This is a genomic window from Amycolatopsis nalaikhensis (assembly GCF_030264295.1).
GTDB classification, from domain to species: Bacteria; Actinomycetota; Actinomycetes; order Mycobacteriales; family Pseudonocardiaceae; genus Amycolatopsis; species Amycolatopsis nalaikhensis.
The window spans coordinates 7,670,938-7,691,673 of the sequence record NZ_CP127173.1 but is presented as its reverse complement, the minus strand read 5'-3'; the positions used below and the strand labels follow the sequence as shown (position 1 = coordinate 7,691,673).

General features: G+C 71.9%; 18 protein-coding genes and 1 pseudogene. 5 read left to right on the top strand and 14 right to left on the bottom strand.

Annotation, left to right across the window (positions count from 1 at the left end; genetic code table 11):
• Positions 1-10: 10 nt before the first annotated feature.
• Positions 11-274, top strand: a complete 264-nt coding sequence (locus QP939_RS37675) for a hypothetical protein (protein WP_285451205.1) — start codon at positions 11-13, stop codon at positions 272-274.
• 304 nt (positions 275-578) lie between these two features.
• Entirely contained in the window at positions 579-1,799 is a 1,221-nt protein-coding gene (locus QP939_RS37670) for an SGNH/GDSL hydrolase family protein (protein ID WP_285451204.1), read from the top strand.
• On the opposite strand, the pseudogene QP939_RS37665 reads toward QP939_RS37670, so the two are convergent.
• The 8 genes and pseudogenes from QP939_RS37665 to QP939_RS37630 all read right to left on the bottom strand — a co-directional run bounded on the left by QP939_RS37665 (position 1,757) and on the right by QP939_RS37630 (position 8,835).
• Positions 1,757-3,083 (bottom strand): annotated as a pseudogene (locus QP939_RS37665) (MFS transporter). The gene QP939_RS37670 and the pseudogene QP939_RS37665 sit on opposite strands and share 43 nt — an antisense overlap.
• A complete protein-coding gene (locus QP939_RS37660) occupies positions 3,080-3,631 on the bottom strand; it encodes a GNAT family N-acetyltransferase (RefSeq protein WP_285451203.1) in 552 nt (183 codons plus the stop codon). The pseudogene QP939_RS37665 and the gene QP939_RS37660 overlap by 4 nt, the downstream one beginning before the upstream one ends.
• A gap of 40 nt (positions 3,632-3,671) precedes the next feature.
• Positions 3,672-4,187: a YbaB/EbfC family nucleoid-associated protein gene (locus QP939_RS37655; RefSeq protein WP_285451202.1), complete on the bottom strand. Its 516-nt coding sequence runs from the start codon at positions 4,185-4,187 to the stop codon at positions 3,672-3,674.
• Positions 4,184-4,534, bottom strand: coding sequence for a type VII secretion target (locus tag QP939_RS37650; RefSeq protein ID WP_285451201.1), 351 nt, complete (start codon positions 4,532-4,534; stop codon positions 4,184-4,186). The genes QP939_RS37655 and QP939_RS37650 overlap by 4 nt, the downstream gene beginning before the upstream one ends.
• Positions 4,535-4,538: 4 nt before the next feature.
• Positions 4,539-6,464, bottom strand: coding sequence for a WXG100 family type VII secretion target (locus tag QP939_RS37645; RefSeq protein WP_285451200.1), 1,926 nt, complete (start codon positions 6,462-6,464; stop codon positions 4,539-4,541).
• Positions 6,465-6,472: 8 nt separating this feature from the next.
• Positions 6,473-6,895, bottom strand: coding sequence for a hypothetical protein (locus QP939_RS37640; RefSeq protein WP_285451199.1), 423 nt, complete (start codon positions 6,893-6,895; stop codon positions 6,473-6,475).
• 20 nt (positions 6,896-6,915) lie between these two features.
• Positions 6,916-7,758, bottom strand: coding sequence for an ESX secretion-associated protein EspG (locus QP939_RS37635; protein WP_285451198.1), 843 nt, complete (start codon positions 7,756-7,758; stop codon positions 6,916-6,918).
• Positions 7,759-7,911: 153 nt separating this feature from the next.
• Positions 7,912-8,835, bottom strand: a complete 924-nt coding sequence (locus QP939_RS37630) for a 2-dehydropantoate 2-reductase (RefSeq protein ID WP_285451196.1) — start codon at positions 8,833-8,835, stop codon at positions 7,912-7,914.
• A gap of 100 nt (positions 8,836-8,935) precedes the next feature.
• Here QP939_RS37630 and QP939_RS37625 point away from each other — a divergent pair, with 100 nt between their 5' ends.
• On the top strand, positions 8,936-9,829 hold the full coding sequence (locus QP939_RS37625) for a serine hydrolase (protein ID WP_285451195.1): 894 nt from the start codon (positions 8,936-8,938) through the stop codon (positions 9,827-9,829).
• Positions 9,830-10,219: 390 nt separating this feature from the next.
• On the opposite strand, the gene QP939_RS37620 is transcribed toward QP939_RS37625, so the two are convergent.
• The 6 genes from QP939_RS37620 to QP939_RS37595 form a co-directional block, all read right to left on the bottom strand.
• Positions 10,220-11,449 carry an HNH endonuclease signature motif containing protein gene (locus tag QP939_RS37620; protein WP_285451194.1) on the bottom strand — a complete coding sequence of 410 codons (1,230 nt, stop codon included), beginning with the start codon at positions 11,447-11,449 and terminating at the stop codon, positions 10,220-10,222.
• 198 nt (positions 11,450-11,647) lie between these two features.
• Complete coding sequence (locus QP939_RS37615) at positions 11,648-12,331, bottom strand: flavin reductase family protein (RefSeq protein WP_285451192.1); 684 nt, start codon at positions 12,329-12,331, stop codon at positions 11,648-11,650.
• Positions 12,332-12,431: 100 nt separating this feature from the next.
• Entirely contained in the window at positions 12,432-13,241 is an 810-nt protein-coding gene (locus tag QP939_RS37610) for an FAD binding domain-containing protein (protein ID WP_285451190.1), read from the bottom strand.
• Positions 13,238-13,708 (bottom strand): (2Fe-2S)-binding protein, encoded by a 471-nt coding sequence (locus tag QP939_RS37605; RefSeq protein ID WP_285451188.1) that lies wholly within the window; start codon positions 13,706-13,708, stop codon positions 13,238-13,240. The genes QP939_RS37610 and QP939_RS37605 overlap by 4 nt, the downstream gene beginning before the upstream one ends.
• Positions 13,705-15,960: a xanthine dehydrogenase family protein molybdopterin-binding subunit gene (locus tag QP939_RS37600; protein ID WP_285451187.1), complete on the bottom strand. Its 2,256-nt coding sequence runs from the start codon at positions 15,958-15,960 to the stop codon at positions 13,705-13,707. The genes QP939_RS37605 and QP939_RS37600 overlap by 4 nt, the downstream gene beginning before the upstream one ends.
• A 55-nt stretch (positions 15,961-16,015) precedes the next feature.
• Positions 16,016-16,780 carry a sulfite exporter TauE/SafE family protein gene (locus QP939_RS37595; RefSeq protein ID WP_285451186.1) on the bottom strand — a complete coding sequence of 255 codons (765 nt, stop codon included), beginning with the start codon at positions 16,778-16,780 and terminating at the stop codon, positions 16,016-16,018.
• Positions 16,781-16,888: 108 nt separating this feature from the next.
• On the opposite strand from QP939_RS37595, the gene QP939_RS37590 reads away from it, so the two are divergent.
• Positions 16,889-17,473: a dihydrofolate reductase family protein gene (locus QP939_RS37590; RefSeq protein WP_285451185.1), complete on the top strand. Its 585-nt coding sequence runs from the start codon at positions 16,889-16,891 to the stop codon at positions 17,471-17,473.
• 116 nt (positions 17,474-17,589) lie between these two features.
• Positions 17,590-20,673 (top strand): discoidin domain-containing protein, encoded by a 3,084-nt coding sequence (locus tag QP939_RS37585; RefSeq protein ID WP_285451184.1) that lies wholly within the window; start codon positions 17,590-17,592, stop codon positions 20,671-20,673.
• Positions 20,674-20,736: the final 63 nt, after the last annotated feature.

The following is a 20,736-nucleotide window of genomic DNA, read 5'->3' as shown; positions in this document are numbered from 1 at the left end:
GGCCAGACCGATGCCCGCCTCTCCCGAGGCGTTGAGCCGCCGCGCGATCGCCATGCTCAAGGCGGTCCGCGAGGGCCGCGCCGAACTCCGCCGCAGCTGCGAACCCGACCTCCGCGTGGACGGGTTGTCCTGCTGCGACCAGAACACCGCCCACCACCTCGCCCGCGCCGGCTTGATCCGCGCCGTCGGCACCCCGGCACCCGGCCAGTGGGCATCCGCCGAACTGACCGACGCGGGACACCGCGCCCTGACGGGCCTTCCCGCCGCCGCTTGACGCTCGTCCCGCGAGAAAGCCGAAACCGGTCTGAACCGGGCGGCGCCGGTGGCCGTGCTCTGGGTGAGGGCGTTCTCGCACACGCCCTCCGGGGTCGCCACGACGCAACGATCCGGGCCAGCCTCCGCCCGATCGGGACCGGGCACTCCGGCGAGCGGCCGTCGCGGCAACGGCCACCTCGCGCGGGCCCGTCCGGCATCCCCAGAATCCCGGACGGGCCCGCCCCTCGCTGTCCGGGATCCTGTCCACTCCCTCACCTGATCAGCGGTCGCTGGGTCCCGGCAAAAGCGACACCGTGAAAGCCATGCGACGCTTCCTGGCCGTGAGCGCGGCGATCCTGGCGGGGCTCGGCATCCTCACGACGTCGGGCAGCGCGAATCCGGAAAGCGCTCTCCCGGCCGCCGCGCAGCACGCCGTCGGCGGCTGGGTCGGCACCTGGGCCGCCGCCCCCGCGGCCGCCGTGGCGAACACCCCGGACGGCTACCCGGGTTATTCGATCCGCAACGTCGTGCACACTAGCGCCGGCGGCGGCCGCGCCCGCGTCCACCTCTCCAACGCGTTCGGCGCCACGCCCCTGACCTTCGGGCACGTGACCGTCGCGGTCCAGGGTTCCGGCCCGGACGCCGTGCCCGGCACCCTGCGGTCGCTGGCGTTCGGAGGCGCACCGAGCGTCGTCGTCCCGGCCGGCGGCGAGGCGCTGAGCGACCCGGTGGAGCTGCGCGTGCCCGCCGACGCCAACCTGCTCGTCACGACGTACGTGCCGACGAAGTCCGGTCCGGTCACCTACCACCCGGCGGCGGCGCAGACGTCGTACTTCACCCGCGCCGGCGACTTCGCGGCCAGCGAGTCCGGCGCGCCCTACACCGAGCAAACGTCGGTGTGGCACTACGTTTCCGGCGTCGACGTCCAGGGCGGCGCCGAGGCGTCGATCGTGACGCTGGGCGATTCGATCACCGACGGCGTCGGCTCGGTGGCCGGGGCCAACCACCGCTGGCCCGACTTCCTCGCCGACCGCCTGCACGGCCGCTTCGGCGTGCTCAACGCGGGCATCAGCGCGAACCGGCTGCTGCTCGACGTGCCGGGGTCCGGGGCGGGCCAGAACGCGTTGTCCCGCTTCGACCGCGACGTGCTCAGCGTGGGCGGCGTGCGGACGCTGATCGTGCTGGAGGGCATCAACGACATCCAGCAGGACCCGCACCAGACGGACCCGGCGGCGATCACGTCGGCCTACCGCCAGCTGGTCGCGCAGGCCCACGCGCGCGGCATCCGCGTCCTCGGCGGCACGCTCACGCCGTTCAAGGGCTGGCGCGTCTACGACGAAACCCTCGAAGCGACCCGCCAGGCCGTGAACACGTTCATCCGCACCGGCGGGGTGTTCGACGGCGTCATCGACTTCGACGCCGCCGTCCGCGACCCCGCCGACCCGCTGCGGATGCTTCCGGCCTACGACTCCGGCGACCACCTCCACCCCGGCGACGCGGGCTACGAGCGGATGGCGCAGGCCGTCCGCCTCGACCGGCTGTGATCACTCCCGCGGGATGAACACCACCGCGATCAGGCTGATCAGCGCCACCGCCACCAGGTAGAGCGAAACCGACAACGAGGTCCCGGTCGCGCTCTGCAACGCCGTCGCGATCAGGGGTGCGAAGCCACCGCCCAGGACCGCGCCCACCGCGTACGAGAACGACGCGCCGCTGTAGCGGTAGCGCGGTTCGAACAGCTCCGCGAACAACGCCGACTGCGGCCCGTAGGTCGCGCCGAGCCCGATGTTCAGCACCACCACCGCGACGATCAGCCACGCCGCCTGGCGCGTGTCGACCAGCAGGAAGAACGGCACCGGCCAGACGAGCAGCAGCACGGACCCGGCCAGGTACACCGGTTTCCGGCCGACCCGGTCCGACCACGCGGCCGTGACCAGGATGCTCACCAGCCACGTCACGCTGCCCACGATGACCACCACCAGCAGGGTGGTGCGGTCGATCTTGAGCACCGACGTGCCGTAGGAGAGCAGGTACGCCAGGAAGATGTACCCGATCGCGGTGTTCGCGATGAAGCTGCCCGACGCCACCAGCAACGCGCGCGGCCGCTCGCGGAAGACCTCGAGCATCGGCAGCCTGCTGCGCGCTTCGGCCTGCCGCAGCTCGGCGAACACCGGCGTCTCCTCGATCCGCAGCCGGATCACCAGGCCGACGCCGACGAGCACGATGCTCGCCAGGAACGGCACCCGCCAGCCCCACGCCGCGAACTGCGCGTCGGTCAGCGCCCGGCCGAGGACGAAGAACATCAGCTGCGCCAGGATCAGCCCGGCCGGGACGCCGATCTGCGAGAACGCGCCGTACCGCCCGCGCCGTCCTTCGGGCGCGTGCTCGACGGCCATCAGGGCCGCGCCACCCCATTCGCCGCCCGCGCTGAGACCTTGGAGCAGCCGCAGCACGAGCAGCAGGATCGGCGCCCAGACGCCGATCGCGGAGTACGTCGGCAGCACACCGACACCGACCGTGGCCACGCCCATCAGCAGCAGCGACAGCACCAGCATCGCCTTGCGGCCGACGCGGTCGCCGAAGTGTCCCCACAGGATCCCGCCGACCGGGCGGGCCAGGAACCCGACGCCGAGCGTGGCGAACGCGGCCAGCGTGCCGGACGCGGGCGAGAGCGTGGTGAAGAACAGCTTGCCGAAGACCAGGGCGGTCGCGGTGCTGTAGATGAAGTAGTCGTACCACTCGATCGTGGTGCCGACCGCGCTCGCGACGGCCACCCGCCGCAGCTGCCGGGTCACGACGACCGGGGCCGCCGAGACGTCGGGGTTCATGAGGCGGTCAGTGCGGCCGCGGGAACCAGGTCGTCGGCGAGCAGGTCCATCAGCAGCCCGTCGTGCCACGAGCCGTCGGGGCCGCGCTCGTAGGAGCGCATCCGGCCGACCGGCTGGAAGCCGAGGGACTGGTACAGCTTGATCGCGGACTCGTTGTCCGCGGCGGGGTCGATCACCACCCGGTGGTGCCCGCGCACGGTGAACAGGTGCTCGGCCAGCGTCCGGATGGCGTCCGAACCGAGGCCGCGGCCCTGGAAGTCCGGGTGCACGGCGATGTCGATGCCGGCGTGCCGGTACTGCGGGTCCGCCTCCTCGAAGGCGAGCTCGATGCCCACGACGGTGCCGTCCACGTCATCGAGCTCGATGGCGTAGGTCGTGGTGCCCTCGTCGGGGTCCAGCAGGTAGGACACCTGGGCGGCCACCGGTTCCTCGGCGTCGGCCCACCAGCGGGCGACTTCGGGATGCGACAGGATCTCCTCGAACCGGGCGGCGTCCGGGGCGGCGGCGGGCCGCAGCCGGACACGGCTTCCGGTGATCAGGCCGGTCATCGGCCCAGTGTCGTCCCCCCGGCGCCCGGTGTCGAGCCCCTCACCAGGGGTTGTTGTCCTCGTCGTCCGCGGCGGCGGGCCGCCGGGGCGGCGGCGAGGCCTGCGGGGCCGACGGCGCCTGCGGATCGGCGGGCGGCGGCGGCACATCGGCGGGTTCGTCCGGATCGGGGAACCGGCCGCGCAGCGAGTCGAGCAGCGCGGTGCGGGTCTCGCGGTCCTCGTCGCCGAGCTGCTCGGCCATCACCCCGGCGACGCGCTCGGCGATGCCGGACTGCGCGCGCCGCATCGTCGTCAGGATCTGCCGCGACAGCTCTTCCAGCGGGAACGACTTGACCTTGTTGGTGAAGGTGAGGTCGGTGACCGTGCCGTCCGCGCCGACGGTGACGCTGACCGCGCCGTCGGAGCTGGTCGCGGTCAGCCGCAGCCGTTCGGTCTGCTCCTGCGCCGCCTGGTACCGCTCGGCTTTCGCCGCGAAGCCGGCCGCCCAGTCGTCCATCCGGCGGATCGTCTCGTCCGGATCCCGCATCAGGTCACCGAGGCCGTTCGGGCCCGTCATGCCTTCACCCTCTCCGTGGCCGCTTCCGCGCGCGGCGCGGCCGTGAGCTGCCGTTCGAACGGCTGCGCGTTGCCCTGTTCACCGTCGCGATAGGACTGTGCCGCGGTCCGGACGTTGTCCGAGAGCCCGCGCACGCCCTCGATCGACGCGCTCAGCGTGTCCTTCGCCTTCTCCCCCGTCGGCCGGATGATCGGCGGGAGGAACGCGCAGAGCAACCCGTAGGCGTGGTCCGACATCGCGGTGTCGGCCGCCGCGACGGCCGTGTTCAACCGGTCCACCAGGCTTTCGACGTGACTCGCATGCGCGACCAGGTCGTCCGGTTCGACTTCGAAGCCGCCGGCCGTCATGCGCTCACTTCCAATCCTGGTTCTTCCAGTCGCCGATCACCGGCGGCGCCACGACCTGCTCGCCCGCGAAGAAGTTCGGGTCGTCGCTCTCGAGGTAGTCGGCCGCCTTGTGTTCCTTGTCGTCTTCCTTCTTGCCGCCGCGGGCCCCGGCACCCATGCCGCCCATGCCCGGGGACCCGGCCGCACCGGCCGCCCCGCGGCCCGACATCGCGTTGCGCGCGGCGGCCGCTTCGGCTTCCGCGGCCGCGCCGGACGCGGCGCCACCGCTCAGGTTGCCCGCGCCGCGCATCCCCGCGCCGCCGGCCGCGCCACCGCCGACACCGCCACCACCGATACCGCCGCCGCCCGCGCCGCCGCCGATCCCGCCGAGCCGGCTCGCGATGCTGTCGCCGTTGATGCCGCCGCCGCGGCCGATCGTCGGCATCTTGCCGGTGCCGTTGAGCCCGCCGGTGCCGGTGGGCAGCCCGGTGATCGGGTCGATGCCCGGCGGGGTGAACCCGCTGATCGGGCCGATCCCGCGGCCGGTGCCGCCGCCGCTGTTCGGGATGTCCGGGATCGGGATGTTCGGCGGCGTGTAGCCGGGGCCGCCGGTGTTCGTGCCGCCGATCCCGGAGGGCGTGAAGCCCGACGACGTCGTCGAGTCGTCGAAGTGCGGCATCGAGGACCCAGGGATGCCCGCGCCGCTGAAGTTCCCGCCTTCGGGGATGTCCGGCACCTGGAAGTTCGGCGGGGTGTAGCCCGCGCCGCCCGAGGCCCCGCCGCCCGCACCACTGGCCGCCGGGATGCCCGCGCCGGAGAAGCCGGAGCCACCGGCCCCACCGCCGACTCCGCCGCCGCCCGCGCCTTCGCTGCCCGGGATACCGCTGCCGGAGAACCCGGCGCCGCCACCACCGGGGATCCCGGCGCCGCTGCCGCCCGGGATGCCCGCGCCCGTGCCGTCGAGTCCGGCACCCGCGCCGGCCGCGGTCCGCGCGTCGGCGGCGGTCAGGCCGTTGGCGTCGGTCCGCGCCAGCAGCGGCTTGTCGGGTGTGGCACCCGCACCCGCCGGGCTGACCGCCTGGCGCGCCGTGGCCGTCGGCAGCTTCGGCGGTGCCGGGAACCGCGGGGTCGCGACCGCGCCGCCGATGGTGTCGTCGTACTGCGTCATGATCTGCGCGGCGTGCTCGCGGGCCGCCTGCTGCGCCCGGTAGGTCTGCATCGCCTCGCCCGCCGCGGCCGCGTACTGCACCGGGTCGGTCATCGACATCAGCCGCTGGTTGGTGCTCTGCAGGTCGAACTGCACCGGCGGGTTCGCGGCCATCTGCCGCTGGGTCTCGTTGAGCGCCTGGGAGTGGATCTCCTGCTGCCGCCCGGCGAGCGTCGCGCCCTGCGCGGTCGCGCCCAGCCACTTGCCGACGCCGGCGAGGTGCTCGCGGACGGCGTCGCCCGCGTCGCCCTGCCAGTTGCTGGTGCTGGCGTTGATGGCGTCGGCCAGCGTCTGCTGGTGCGTGCCGAGGTCGTTGCCGACCCGCACCCACTCCTCCGAGGTCTCCGCGACGGTCGCCGGGTTGGCGTCCTGCGTGATGGCCTCGTTCATCTGCTCGTGGGTGGCGTTGTCCCAGAGGGTGCGCGGCGCCCCGCCGTTCTCGCGCATGGCGAGGCCCTCGTCGAGGCCCTTCTTCGCGTCGGCCAGGTGCTGCTCGTACAGGTCCTGGATCTTCTGGTCCCGCAGCACGGGGTCGACGGCGGGGCCGAGCCAGCCGCGCCGGATCTCGTCGTCGATCTGGCGGGTGGCCATCTCGCGGATCTCGTCACCCGAAGGCGAGTTGTCCGCGGTCAGCGGCCCGACGTAGTACTTGGACGACGAATCGGCCGTCACGTCGTAGAGCGGGCTGCGCGGGTCGTAGTCCGGGGACGAGGGGTCCGACACGGAATCGGCGGTGGGTGCCACGGTCTCCCTCAGCTCTGGTCGGCGGTCGGGAGCGAGGTCAGCGTCGCGCGCGTCGTCTCTTCCCGGGACTTGTAGTTCTGCTTCGCCAGCTTGATGGCTTCGATGTAGGTCGGGAACTCCTGCCGCGCCGCCTGCAGCTGGGTGAGCAGGCCGTGCTCGTCCCCGGCGGTGTTCTGCATGTGCGCGGAGACCCACTGGCCGGTCGCGGTCCGGCTCATCGCGGGCGCGTCGTGCAGGCGCTGCAGCGCGGCCCAGCGCGCCTCCAGCGACTCGAGCACGCCTTCGAGGGCCTCGATCAGCTGGTTGCCGGTGGTGTCGTCGACCGCGAAGCCGCCGCTCTGGGCGAGCCGCTTCATCTGGGCGCCGGCCAGGCCGACCCGCGCCATGGTCACCGCCTGGAGCGCGGGCGTCGCCGCCGCGTCGTCGGTCATCGGGACTGGTTCCTTCCGGATCAGTAGACGGCGGCGATCGCGTCGCGGATCGCACGGGCGAGGTCGGCGCGCCCGGCGGGCACGTACTCCGCCGTCAGCTCCCCCGCCTCGCCGGTCTTGGTGTGCACCAGGTAGCGCCCGTCGGCGGTGTCCAGCCAGCTCAGCGGGTCGCCCGCCACGCGCTCGCCCCGCCTGCCCTGCGCGGTGACGGCGATGTGGCCGCCACCGAGCCGCGGCTCGGCGAGCACCCGCTCGAGCACCGCGACGTCGGCCGGCTTGGGGGCGGGCGGACGGCGGCCGGGCCGCACGACGGCCTTGACCTCGATCATGCCGAAGGCGTCGGTCTCTTCTTCGTCGAACTCGGCGTCGGCGATCCGCTTCGCGGTCATGGCCGAGACCTCGCGCCCGGCCGCGCGGTGCACGACGTGGCGGCCGGTGGTCGCGGCCGGGGCGGGCGGCAGCACGCCGGTGACGACCTCGACCAGCTCCTCGTCCGCGAAGAGCGAGAAGAGCAGTTCGTCGGTGTCCGGGGCCTGGGTGATGCCGAGCGCCTGGGCGCCGTCGCTGACCACGAGCACGGCGACGTCGGCGCCGAGTCCGTCGATCCCACTCACCGCAACCGAAACCCGCGGCTCGGCCAGCAGCTCGAACGCCGTCCGCACCCCGGGGTGCAGCTCGCCCGACACCGAAAGCCGCCGTTCCTCGAGCGCGTCGTACACCTGGCGCGCGACCCGGACGAACCGGACCGGGTCCGCCGGGAGGTTCCCGGCGCGCAACGGGTACCGCCGGACGTCGCCGCCGGTCGCCCGGCCGACGACGAGGGCTTCGACGACCTCGAGGACGAACTCGAACCTGTCCGCCATTTCCCCTCGCCGCTTCGTTTCGTCAAACCTTCAAGCAAACTCTCCTGACGAAGATTAGCAGTGCGCGATCGCCCCGCGTCGGCGCCGCCACCCGGATGCCCGAAAGACCACGATTCCTGGACTGCGCGGGCAAAAACGCCCTAGGTGATCATGTCACCCGATGCGGTGCTGGTGCACCCGCAACTGCAGGGTGACGAGGTCGAGAAGGGGAACGGAGACGCCGAGTTCCCGGGCACGCGCGGTGAGATCACCGAAGATCTGCTCACCCTCGACCGAGTGACCGCCGAGCAGATCCCGGTAGAGCGAAGAACCACCCCCGCCGGGGTCGGTGACGGTCTTCCGCGTGGCTTCGAGGTCGGCGGCGGGCACGGGGTACCCGGCGGCCTCGGCTACGGCGGCGGCTTCGGCCACGACGGCCTCGGCGAAGCCGGTCCCTCCGGGCACGGCGACGACGTCCGCGATCGAGCCGCGCATGAGGCTGTTCACGGCCCCGATGGCGGCGATGAACACCCATTTCGCCCACATCGCCTCGGTGATCCGCGCATCGAGGGCGGCGTCGAACCCGGCCCCGGTGAGGGCGGCGTCGACATCGGACAGCCGCGCGGGAGCGGGCTCGGTGCGCGCGCCGTAGCCGAGGCTCTGCAGCGGCCCGAGCCGCCGGATGGCGCCGTCGTCGTCGATGGTGGTCTGCACCTTCGCAACGCCGCCGAGCACGGCGTCCTTGCCGAAGCGCGCGTCGAGGGCGTCGAGGTGCGCGAGGCCGTTGAGGAAGGGCAGGATCAGCGTGCCGGGCCCGACGGCGGGGGCGAAATCGTCGATGGCGGAGGTCAGGCCGGTGGCTTTGACGGCGAGCAGGACGAGGTCGTAGGTCGAGTCGAGGGAACCGGTCTCGACGAGCGAGGGCCGCAGGACGGAGTCTTCCCCGAGCCCGACGATCCGCAGGCCACGATCCCGCAGAAGTTTCGCTCGCCGGGGCCGCACGAGAAAGGTGACATCCCGCCCGGCTCGCGCCAGCCGTCCACCGAAGTACCCACCGGTCGCCCCGGCACCGACCACCAGAATCTTCAAGTCGTTCACGACGCGACGCTACGCCTGCCACAGCATCCGCACAGGAAGACACAGCGAACGGACAGGTAAATCCGGCTGTCGAGGCACGCGTTCCGGCCGTTGACCGGACATGGGAAGACGGGTCCGGTGGACGCTCGCGATCACGGCAGCGGCGGCGACGGCCGGAGTGCTGGTGGCACTCCCCGACCGCCAGGCGACCCCGGTGGTGGCGGCGGTAGCGCCACCGGACGACACGGCGATCAGCCCGACCCCGGTGACATCGGAGGTGCGGTACCCGGACTTGACCGAGGTGGCGAGCAACGTGGCGGCGGCGGTGACATCGGCATCCCCCGGAACGACCACGGGTTTCGTGGTGTACGACCGAGAGTCGAGCCGTGAACTGGCATCCCTGGAGGCGGACCGCCAGTTTTACACGGCATCGGTGGTCAAGCTCCTGATCGCGATCGACGAGGTCCACGACGAGAGGACGGACACGTGGGCCCTGCCGGACGCGGAGTTGACGAACATGCTCGCAGGCAGCAATGACGCGATCGCCTCGGCGTTCTGGGAGCGAAACGGCGGAACCGCGATCGTGACGCGGACGGCGGCGTTGCTCGGACTGTCGAACACAACACCGCCAACGGACCCGACGCAGTGGGGAATGGCGAAGACGAGCGCTTCGGACGTACTGGCGACGTATGAGTACTTGGAGGAGGTGGTCCCGGACGAAGTGGCGGCACCGTTGTTGGCGGCGATGGGCAACGCCCGCAACCCGGCCGACGACGGGTGGGACCAGTACTTCGGGATCCCCGACGGGTTGCCGGGGATGGCTTGGCAGATCAAGCAGGGGTGGATGGTGCTGCGCAACGCTTTGGTCCTCAACACGACGGGGGTGGTGGGTGGGCGGTTTGTGGTGGTGTTGTTGACGCAGCAGCCGCTGGTCAGTTCGGCGAAGGGGCGAGCCGCGGTTACGGCGGGGGTCAAGACGCTGGGGCCGTTGTTGGCTCAGCTGGACGCGACTTAGCGCTGGGGGTTGCCGAATCGGGACGGTTGGAGGCAAAAGGTTCAAGTCGGGCTGGCCTCCGGCGAATACGCTTGGCGGTGCATCCGGAGCGGATACGGGATGTGGCTCCGGCGCGGGAGCGGATCGGGCAAGGCGCGGTTGCGGGAGCGCGGTAGGTCGGGGCACGAATGCGGGAACCCGGCGGCGCGTGCGGGCAAGACCGGGTGGAGTGGCAGCCGCACGCTGCGGCAATGGTCAGTCCATCGCTGCAGAAAGCGGTATCTGGCGGCGTCCTACGGCGTGCCAGGGTCATCTAAGCGGTCGCCGGGGTGGGCGTGATGCAGCGGCTTGTTTGGGGCGTGGGTGTAGGCCCGTAGCCGGTGGCTGCGGGCCTTTCCCGTTGTTCGGTTGTCAGGCTGCGAACGGCAGGGGTTCATGGATGTTGTTGCGGCGGGGTTTTCGGCGTTTGTCCAGGTAGACCGGTGGGAGGAATTCGGGGAGGCCGTCGGCGGCGATGCGGACGTGCCAGCCGGATCGGTGCAGCAGGCGGTGGTGATGGCCGCAGAGCAGGACCATGTTGCCCAGGTTGGTGGGGCCGCCGTCGGCCCAATGCCGGATGTGGTGACCCTGGCAATGCCGCGGTGGACGGTGACAGCCCGGGAACGCACAACCCCGATCCCGCAGGTAGAGGGCTCGGCGAAGCCCGGCCGAGATCAGGCGGCGCAGGCGGCCAAGATCGAGGGGTTCGCTTTTCTCACCCAGCACCGCCGGGATGATCATGCTGTCGCAGGCGTGCACCCGCGCCTCGGCCGCGCTCATCGTCCCGGTGTCGCCCAGGGTGGCGGTGCCGAGACCCGTCTTCAGGTCGTTGAGGGAGACCGCGACCATCACGTGCGCGCGTTCCCCCGCCTGCATCGGCAGCGTCGGACAGTTGAGCGCCAGGTCGATGGCGTCGGAGAACGCATCCCCGTAGCGAGCCTGCGGGGAACGGTGGTCGGGGCCGTCGTCGCTGTGACGGCGTTCGGCGAGGGTGTCGAGCAGGGCGCTGGCTCGGGTGCCGGTTTCGTCGTCGAACCGGCCGGATAGTTCCCAGATCCCGGTTCGTTTGCGGCGCAGGAACAACTCCCGAGTGGGGGTGGCGGGTTCGGTGTCCTCAGGCGCCGGGCCGTCGGGATCCAGGTGCGCCAGGATCCGGGCGCCCAGGGCGGCGACCTGCTTGTGCCCGGCGTCTTCGGCTAAAGCGAGCAGGTGCTGTTCGGCGCCCTCGCGATGTTCGACCGGGATCTGCTGCAGGGTCTCGACGATCACATCGATCATCGGGGCACTCAGGGTGCCGCGGGCGGCGGTGCGGCCGGTGGCGGCAGCGACCGGGGCAAGAGGGGTGCCGTCGAGGTTGCGGCCGGGATTCAACGCCCGGGCCCGCTTCACCACACGTTCGGCGGCAGCTTTCGGGACGTCGGCGAGGTGCTCGTAGAGGCGGGCCACCGAGCGGTAGCCGAACAGGTCCATCACCCCACGCGCCTCGATTTCCACCAGCAGCGCACCGAGTTCGGCATCAGCGGCACGGATGGTGGCGAGCAGCTCACCGACACGGTCGGCCAACGCCACCGCACCCGCCCGCCGCATCGCCATCTCGTCCATGCACCCAACAATACCCAAAGCTCGAACACCTGTTCATCACACAAACAGGTGGCAATAGAACCAAGTGTTCAAGGGAGGTGACACCAGGAGCAAGAGCGGCAGAGGAGATCGTTGCGTGGGGAATCGGCGCTGGCGACCACAAACAGAAAGCAACCAAAGAGAAGCGCCGATTTCCCACGCCCCGGCGAAGCCGTATCTTTAGAAAGCAACCGAGCGAGCCCGCTCAATATCAGGCCCCCGATAAAGCCGTTCAGGGATCCGAGCGAGAGTAGAAGGATGAACCTGCTCCCCCAACCCGTAGAGCTTCTGAAAGCTCATGATCAAAGGCCGCCAGGCATCAGGATCAATATGATCATCGGTCCCGGCAAGCCGAATCGAGTCATGAACGAACACCCGCTGAACCCGAACCTCAATGGCAACAACCCCACCCCGCTGCAAAGGATCATCATCGGCAATGGGATGAACGGCTTCGACAACGGCCTCCATGGCAACAGGACACTCAGCGACCCGAGGCGGAGAAACGGTAGAGGAGGCAACCGGAGTCAACCCAGCCCGCTCGAACTTCTCAGCCACATGGAAGTAACCCCGCTTGACCTTCCCAGGAGGAACAGGGTCAGAACCAGTGGTGAGAGCCAGCCGATCAACAGCGGCGGCAAGAGAGTCCGAAGGCAGGTTCAGAACACATTCGCGAGCACGCAGAAGGTTCTGAGTGGTCTTGGAACGAGCCCCCAGGCCAAGCATGGCCCGCCAACCGAGCCAGAAAGCCGACGACATCGGAGCCAGGTTGGCCGACGAGTCCTCATTGGTGCTGGAAATCAACACGACCGGAGTGCCGAAGTACAGAATACCGGGCTCGATGGCCGTATGCGCAAAGGTCTTCACAACCCCGATCCTGGCGAAGCAGACCCACCCACGCTGGCGGGAATCGGCCGTCGCGATCACCGGCGGCCGAACGGACGCCGGTGATCGCGGAACGACGAACTCAGCCCGCCTGGGTCAACGCCCGACGCGTCAGAACCCGAGCCAGGTGACGGCGGTACGCGGCCGTCGCGTGGGGCTCGTCCGGTGGGTTCGTCCCCTCCGCCGCCAGTTCGGCAGCCGCGGAAACCTCCGCCCCCGACGCCAACGCCTCCTCGGTCGCCGTCGCGCGCAGGGGTACTCCGCCCATGTTCACCAGGCCGACTCGTCCTCCAACCACCGCCACCCCGACCATCGCCCAGTCGATCGCGCGGCGGGTGAACTTCTGGAAACCCCAGCCCTGGCCCGCCTGCGACGGCAGCCGGATCTCCGTCAGCAGCTCCGTCGGCTCCAACGGCGTTGTGAACGGTCCCAAGAAGAACTCCGACGCCGGGATGCGCCGCTCGCCCGACGGACCGCGCGCCACCAGCACCGCGTCCGACGCCAGCACCGCCGCCGGGAGGTCGGCCGCCGCGTCCGCGTGCACCAGGGAGCCGCCGATCGTTCCGCGGTGGCGGACCTGGCGGTCGCCCACCGAGGCCGACACGTGCGCCAGCAGCGGTGCGTGCTCCAGCAGCACCGGGTCCCGCACCAGGTCGCTGTACCTCGACAGCGCCCCGATCGCGACCTCGCCGCCCTCGACCCGGACGTACCTCAGCTCGTCCACCGGCCCGATGTCCACCAGGTACTCCGGGGCGGCCAGGCGCAGCTTCATCAGCGGCAGCAGGGAATGCCCGCCCGCCAGCACCTTGGCGTCGTCGCCCAGCGACGCCAGCCGGGTCAGCGCGTCGTCCACCGTGGACACACGCACGTATTCGAAGGAAGCCGGGATCACCGGTCCACCTCCTGACCCGACGCGTCGATCACGGCGCTCACGATGTTGTGGTACCCCGTGCAGCGGCACAGGTTGCCCTCGAGCCCCGCGCGCACCTCGTCGCGCGTCGGCTTCGGGTTGTCGGCCAGCAGCGACACCGACGCCATGATCATGCCCGGCGTGCAGAACCCGCACTGGAGCCCGTGCTGCTCGCGGAACGCCCGCTGCACCGGGTGCAGCTCACCGTCCGAACCGGACAGTCCCTCCACCGTCGTCACGGCGTGGCCGTCGGCCTGCGCGGCCAGCACCGTGCACGACTTGACCGACTCGCCGTCGAGCAGCACCGTGCACGCGCCGCAGGACGTCGTGTCGCAGCCGATGTTCGTGCCGGTCAGCCCCGCGGTGTCGCGCAGGAAGTGGACCAGCAGCGTCCGGTCCGGCACCTCCTCGTTCACCGGCCGCCCGTTGACCTCGATCGAGACCTTCACTGCGCGTTTCCCTCCGAAAGTGCGGCCCAGACCCGGATCGGGGTCGTGGGCATGTCCAGGTGCGTGACGCCGCGCGCGGACAGCGCGTCGACCACCGCGTTGTGCACCGCCGGGGTCGAGCCGATCGTCGCCGCTTCGCCGATCCCCTTGACGCCCAGCAGGTTCCGGTCGGTCGGGGTGGCCATGTCGACGAGCTCGAAGTCCGGCAGCTCGACCGCCGTGACGAATGAGTAGTCCGCCAGTGTCGCGGTCGTCGGGTTGCCGTCTTCGTCGTAGGTGACGACCTCCATCAGCGCCTGCGCCGCGCCCTGCCCGAGCCCGCCGTGGCGCTGGCCGCGGAAGGTCAGCGGGTTGACGATCGGGCCGGCGTCGTCGACCGCGACGATCCGGCGCAGCTCGACCTTGCCCGTCTCGGTGTCGACCTCGACCACCGCGAGGTGCGCACCGAACGGGAACGTCGGCTTGCCGCCGCCGAACCAGACGTCGGCGGTGAGCTTGCCCTCCGACGCCCGCTCGGCCACCTGCGCCCAGCTGAGCACCGCGCTCGACGGCGCGCCGCGGACCTGCCAGACGCCGCGTTCGGCATCCAGCTCGAGGTCGTCCGGTGCCGCTTCCAGCAGCTCCGCCGCCAGCTCACGGGCCTGCGCGATCACCTCGTCCGCCGCCTGCCGGATCGCCGAGCCGCCGAGCTGCAGCGACCGCGAGCCGAACGTGCCGATCGCCTTCGGCACCTCGTCGGTGTCGCCGTGCCGGACGGTGATCTTCTCCAGCGGCACGCCGAGCTGGTCCGACAGCAGCATCGCCAGCGACGTGTCGAGCCCCTGCCCGTGCGGAGAGCTGCCGGTCCAGGCGACGACCGTGCCGTCGGGGTGGATGTCGACGCGGCCGCTCTCGCCACCGCCGTCGCCGCCGGTGATCTCGACGTACGCCGCGATCCCCAGCCCCAGCTCGACCGGGTCGCCCGCGTCGCGACGCCGCTTCTGCTCGGCGCGCAGCTCCGCGTACCCGGCGGCCTCCAAGGCCTTGTCCAGCGCCGCCGCGTACTCGCCCGTGTCGTAGGACGCGCCGGTCGGCGTCCGGTACGGGAACTCCTCCGGCCGGATGAAGTTGACCTTCCGGACTTCGGCCGGGTCCTTGCCGACGGCGTTCGCGAAGACGTCCATCGCCCGCTCGAGCGCGGCCGTCGCCTCCGGGCGCCCCGCGCCGCGGTAGGCCGCGATCGGCGTCGTGTTCGTGACGACCGCGCGGCTGCGCGTCTCCACCTTCGGGAACCGGTAGACGCCGACGGCCATCAGCTCGGTCAGCGTCGGCAGGAACAGCGTCCGCGGGTACGCGCCGGCGTCCTGGATGACGTCGAGGCGGTACGCCAGCACCGTGCCGTCGTTCTTGCCGCCGATGGTCACGGTGTTCTGCTGCGCGCGCCCGTGCGTCATCGAGGTGAGGTTCTCGCTGCGCGACTCGACCCAGCGCACCGCGCGCCCGAGCCGCTTGGCGGCCCAGCCGAGCACGGTCGCTTCGGGATCCGCGCCGATCTTCGCGCCGAAGCCGCCGCCGACGTCCGGCGCGATCACGCGCACCGACTCCTCGCCGACGCCGAGGCTCGCGGCCAGCTGCGTCCGGGCGATCTGGGCGTTCTGCGTGGAAAGCCAGATCGTCAGGCGGCCGTCTTCGCCCCACACGCACGACGCGCCGCGCACCTCGAGCGGCGCCGGCGCGACGCGCTGGTTGACGATCGTCTGCGACACGACGACGTCGCAGTCCGCGAAGATGTCGTCGTCGAACTTCTCCGCGCCGTTGACCTGCATGACGTTGCTGCCGGTCTCCGGGTACAGCAGCGTCTCGTCCGCCAGCGCGGCGTCGATGCTCGCGACGGCGTCGAGGGGTTCGTAGTCCACGTCGACCAGCTCGGCCGCGTCCGCCAGCTGGTAGCGCTCCTCGGTGAGGACGAGCGCGACGGGCTCGCCGACGTAGCGCACCACGCCGTCGGCCAGCCACGGTTCCTTCACCGGTCCCGCGTCGTGCGGGTCGAGGCCGAGGTCGGCGGCGGTGAACACGCCGAGCACCCCCGGTGCCGCCTTCGCCTCGCTCACGTCGATGCTGCCGATCCGCGCGTGCGCGATCGGACTGCGGACGAACACCGCATGTGCGGCGCCGGAAAGCGCTTCCTCCCGCAGATCGTCCACGTAGGTGCCGCCCGCGGTGATCAGGTTCCGATCCTCCTGGCGGACCACCCTGGTCCCGACAATGCTCATCTGGTCTCCTGCTCGCCGATACCCCGCCGATCATGCCTTGTCCGGCGGGCCGGCGTCACGCGGCGAAGGCTTGCCAGCCCAAGACGATCGCGAGACCGAGCCCGGCGACGCCGATCCCGATGCGCAACGGCGTCGCGGGCAGGTGCCGCACGAGCGTCGACCCCAGCCACGATCCGCCGAGGGAGCCGAGGCACACGGCGAGCGCGGCCGTCCAGACGACTTTGCCGGTGACGGCGAAGACGATCGCCGCGAGCAGGTTCGCCGAGCCGGTGACCAGGTTCTTCGCCGCGTTCGTGCGGGCGAGCGGCTGGGTCCACACCGACACCAGCAGCGCGAGCATGAGCACGCCGGCGGCCGCGCCGAAGTAGCCGCCGTAGATGCCGATGAGGAACGCGGTCACGCCGGTCGCCGGGCTCAGCCCGTGGTGCTCGGCGCCTTCGGCCAGCCGCCGCAGCCGCGGGCCGGCCATGAGCACCAGCGACGCCCCGCCGATCAGCCACGGCACGATGACGGTGAACGCGCCCGACGGGGTCAGCAGCAGGACGAGCCCGCCGCAGGCGCCACCGATGGTGGTGATGACGCAGAGCGGGACGAGCCGGGCCCGCTGCCCGGCCAGTTCGGGGCGCGCCCCGGCGGCCGCGCCCGCGGTGGTGCCGAGCATGGCGACGGTGTTGGTGACGTTCGCGGTCACCGGCGGCAGCCCGGCCGCGAGCAGCGCCGGGTAGGAGACGAGCGAGGCCAGTCCGGCGGTGGCGCCGGTGAGGCCGGCGCCGACCCCGGCGAGCACGAGCAGCAGCAGCACGGCGGGGTCGGTGATCACGTTGTCATCTCAACACGGCCCGGCGCCCGTGCCGCGGTGAGCTTGGTCCCAGTGTCGATCCGGGCGCTCGCCGTTCGTGTGGGCGGTGGAACCGGAAGGAGAAACCCCATGCGTTCGATCAGCGTCACCATGAACGTCACCCTCGACGGCGTCGTGCAGGGCCTCGGCCGTGCCGACGAAGACACCCGCGGCGGCTTCACCCACGGCGGGTGGGGCACCCGCTACCAGGACGACGTCATGGCCGCGGAGATGGCCGCGGGCATGCGCAGGCCCGGCGACCTGCTGCTGGGCCGCCGGACCTGGCAGGACTTCACCACGGCGTGGGGCGGCCGCGAGGACGGGAACCCGTTCACCGCGCACCTGGACGCCGCCACCAAGTACGTCGCCTCGACGACCCTCGACGACGTCGCCACCTGGCAGAACTCGATCCTGCTCCGCGGCGACGCCGAGAAGACCGTGGCCGGGCTGAAGGCGGAACCCGGGCCCGCCCTGTCCGTCATCGGCAGCGCCTCGCTCGTCCGGAGCCTGCACGCCGCCGGGCTCGTCGACCACTACACGCTGCTGATCCACCCCCTGACGCTCGGCGCCGGGGCGCGCCTGTTCGACGCCGCCGCCCCGCTCACAGAGTTCACCCTCACTCGGAGCGTCACGACGACCAAGGGCGTCCTCATCGCGTACTACGACCGCCGCTGAATAGGGCGTTATACGAATTAGCCAGTCGTTGTCCGAAACCGGACGGGTTCGGCCGCCGGTCTTGCCCGGCGGCCCGGCGGCGTCACAGAATCCCGCGATGACAAGGTTGTCAGCGAGTGGAGGCCGAAGCGATGGGTGAGCTGGACCGGCGGCGGGCGATCGGCCTGCTGGGTGGCGGCGCGGCGGCACTGCTGGCGGCGGGCCTGCTGCCCGGGATCGCGCGGGCAGCCACCGCCGACGCACCCGCCGGCGGGCCGCCCGACCCCGTGGCCGCCACCTACCTGCGCGTCCTGCTGCGGCACACCCGGTGGGCCGAGCAGCAGTTCGACCCGGCCGCCGGGATCTACCCGGCCCGCGACTTCACCTTCGCCGTCGTGCTCGGCAACGCCGTCCTGCTGACCCGCGACGGCTACGACGCCGAGATCGCCGGGGTCGACCGCGACACGCTGCGCGCCCACACCCTTGCCACGATCCGGCACTTCGCCGCCTCGAACCTGCTCACCGGCGGCAGCGAGTGGGGCCGCCGGCTGTTCTTCGACACGACGTTCCAGTCGTACTTCCTGCTCGCGGCCCGTCTCTTGTGGACGGACCTGGACGCGGCGACGCGGGCGAACGTCGAGCGGATCACCACGGAACAGGCCGCCTACACGACCGCGCTCGGCACCGGCGACGACCCGACGTCCGGCAGCTGGACGCCCAACGGCCTGCGCGGTGGGCACGTCGGCGACACGAAGCTCGAAGAGATGGGCGTCTACGCCCAGTCGCTCGCCCCCGCTCTCGCGTGGGCACCGGGCGACGCGCGCGCCCAAGCGTGGCGGGACGCCTTCGGGACGTGGAGCCGCAACGAAGGCGGGCTGCCCGCCGCCGACCTGGCCAACCCGCGGCTCGTCGACGGCCACCCGATCAGCGCGAACACCGCGGAGAACCTCTACGACACCTTCCTCGTCGAGAACCACGGCTCGTTCGGCCCGCACTACCAGGAAGAACTCTGGCGCACCTCCGGCCGCAACGCGATGCACTTCCTCGCGGCGGGGACCCCGCTCCCGGAAGTCCTGACCGCGCAGCCGAACGGCGAGCTGCTCTGGCGCACGATGCTGCTGATGACCAGCGACGCCGGTGAGCCGCTGATGCCGATGGTCGCCGACCGCGAGCACCTCTACGGCCGCGACGTCATCCCACTGGCCTTCCGCGCGCAGGTGCTCGGCGACCGCCACGCCGCCCGCGCCGAGGCGCAGCTGGCCGCCCGTCTCGAGCCGTACCAGGCCTACGCGCCCGCCGACCGGATCACGAAGTTCTCGGGTGAGCCCAAATACGAGCCCGAAGCGCGGGCCGAACTCGCCATCAGCTACCTGCTGCACGAATGGCGCGCCGCGCACGGCGGTCCGCTGTCGCCGGTGAGCGTCGCCGAGTTCGACGCCCACGCCGCCGGGGTCGCCGACTTCGGTGCCGGGCCCGGCCTGCTCGCCCACCGCTCCCCCGCCGCCTGGGCCGCGACCGTCAGCAAGGCCGGGTTCGTGAAGTTCGCGTGGCAGCCGCACCACGACGACTGGCTGTTCGTGCTCGGCGGCGCGAACCCGATGCTGCTGCCGACGGCGAACCTGCCCGTGCGCGAGCGGCACACCACGGTCCACCGGCGGGTGCGCGACGGCTTCGACGGCACCGTCGGCGTCCTGCGGTTCGACGCCGGGTACGCCGCACTGGCCACCCTCCCCACCGGCGCCGCCGTCTACGCGAGCACCGGGGTCGCCGAGAGCGAAGGCGTGCTGAACGTCTACAACCTCGTGATGCCGGGCGTTCCCGGCCTCGACGGAGACCGCGCCTACACCGCCGCCGAAGGCACGGTGACGATCAAGGCACAGGCCGCCCCGTCCGGCGCGCGGACCGACGAGCTGACGTTCGCCGCGGTCACCGCCCGGCACGTCCGCATGCTCGGCGTCCAGCCGGATCCGCAGTACGGCTACTCGCTCTGGGCGTTCGAGGTCCGCGAGGGCGACGGCCCCGACCTCGCACGATCCGGGACGGCGTCGGCTTCCTCGGCATCGCCGGGCAAGGAGGCGAAGTACGCCAACGACGGCAACCCGGCCACCCGCTGGGCAGTGTCCACATCGGACCGGCCGCGGGCCGACAGCTGGCTCGCGGTCGACCTCGGCACACCGAAGACCGTCGACCGGGTGCGGCTGAGCTGGGAAGCGGCCGCCGGGCGGAAGTACCGGATCGAGACGTCGGCCGACGGCACCACCTGGACGCCGGTCGCCACCTACCCGCAACCCGCGCTGAGCAGCACGAAGGGCTGGCTCGACATCGACGGCCGCGCCGGGTGCGTCGTCTCCGGGCCGAACCCGGTCACCGTGACCGGCGACCGCGTCACGCTCTCGGACGGCCCGGCCGCGCCCTTCCTCGCGGAGCTGTACCCGGAGCCGGTCGGCGCGCGGCCGTCCGGGCGCGTCACGACCAGCGCGCCGGGTGTCCAGGCGAGCGTGACCGACGGCTTCCTCGTGCTGGTCAACCTTTCCGCCACCGCGGCGCGGGGCACGGCGAACTTGCCCGGGGCACGGCTCTACCGCGGCGAACAGGTCCTGACCGCGACCGGCACCACCTTCACCGTGGACCTCGCGGCCGCCGAAGGCCGCGTCGAACCCCCGCGCTTCACCGTGCGCGGCCCGGCCGGGCTGAAGGCGGTCGTGCGCGACGCGAGCCGCGTCGACCTCACCGCGCCCGGCTTCCTGCCGGTGACGGTCACGGTGACGCCCGACGGCGGCCGCCCGCGGACCGTGGTGCTGCCGCCGCGCCGGAGCGTGCCGGTCGTGTTCGGCGACGTCCGGACGTACCCCTTGGCCGATCTCGCGCTCGGCTCGGTCACCTTCCCCGCCGAGCCACTGCCACCCGGGATGTCGAGCCCCGGCGCGGCCGTCGACGACGATCCCGCGACGGCGTGGCGGCCCGGCCCCGGCGGCCGGATGGTCGTCGATCTCGGGGCGGCGACGGCGGTTTCGGCGGTGGAGCTGGCCTGGACGCCCGGCCGCGTGCCCGAGACGACGGTGGAAACCAGCACCGACGGCCGGACGTACACGACCGCGGCGCGGGCGGGCGATGGCCGCACCACCACGGTCGCCGTCACCGGGACCGCCCGGTACGTCGCGGTCCGCACGGACTGGCGGACCGGCGACGCGAGCCTCGCGCGGTTGTCCGTCCGGACTTGATCGATCTCGGACCGCTCGCGGCGGGCCCGGGTGCGAGTACCTTGGCACCACAGGGCTCGGCTC

What these genes read in the sequence shown, in the direction of transcription:
- QP939_RS37675 (WP_285451205.1), top strand. Translation starts at nt 11, where the DNA reads ATGCCCGCCTCTCCCGAGGCGTTGAGCCGCCGCGCGATCGCCATGCTC.
- QP939_RS37670 (WP_285451204.1), top strand. Translation starts at nt 579, where the DNA reads ATGCGACGCTTCCTGGCCGTGAGCGCGGCGATCCTGGCGGGGCTCGGC.
- QP939_RS37660 (WP_285451203.1), bottom strand. Translation starts at nt 3,631, where the DNA reads ATGACCGGCCTGATCACCGGAAGCCGTGTCCGGCTGCGGCCCGCCGCC.
- QP939_RS37655 (WP_285451202.1), bottom strand. Translation starts at nt 4,187, where the DNA reads ATGACGGGCCCGAACGGCCTCGGTGACCTGATGCGGGATCCGGACGAG.
- QP939_RS37650 (WP_285451201.1), bottom strand. Translation starts at nt 4,534, where the DNA reads ATGACGGCCGGCGGCTTCGAAGTCGAACCGGACGACCTGGTCGCGCAT.
- QP939_RS37640 (WP_285451199.1), bottom strand. Translation starts at nt 6,895, where the DNA reads ATGACCGACGACGCGGCGGCGACGCCCGCGCTCCAGGCGGTGACCATG.
- QP939_RS37635 (WP_285451198.1), bottom strand. Translation starts at nt 7,758, where the DNA reads ATGGCGGACAGGTTCGAGTTCGTCCTCGAGGTCGTCGAAGCCCTCGTC.
- QP939_RS37625 (WP_285451195.1), top strand. Translation starts at nt 8,936, where the DNA reads ATGGGAAGACGGGTCCGGTGGACGCTCGCGATCACGGCAGCGGCGGCG.
- QP939_RS37620 (WP_285451194.1), bottom strand. Translation starts at nt 11,449, where the DNA reads ATGGACGAGATGGCGATGCGGCGGGCGGGTGCGGTGGCGTTGGCCGAC.
- QP939_RS37600 (WP_285451187.1), bottom strand. Translation starts at nt 15,960, where the DNA reads ATGAGCATTGTCGGGACCAGGGTGGTCCGCCAGGAGGATCGGAACCTG.
- QP939_RS37590 (WP_285451185.1), top strand. Translation starts at nt 16,889, where the DNA reads ATGCGTTCGATCAGCGTCACCATGAACGTCACCCTCGACGGCGTCGTG.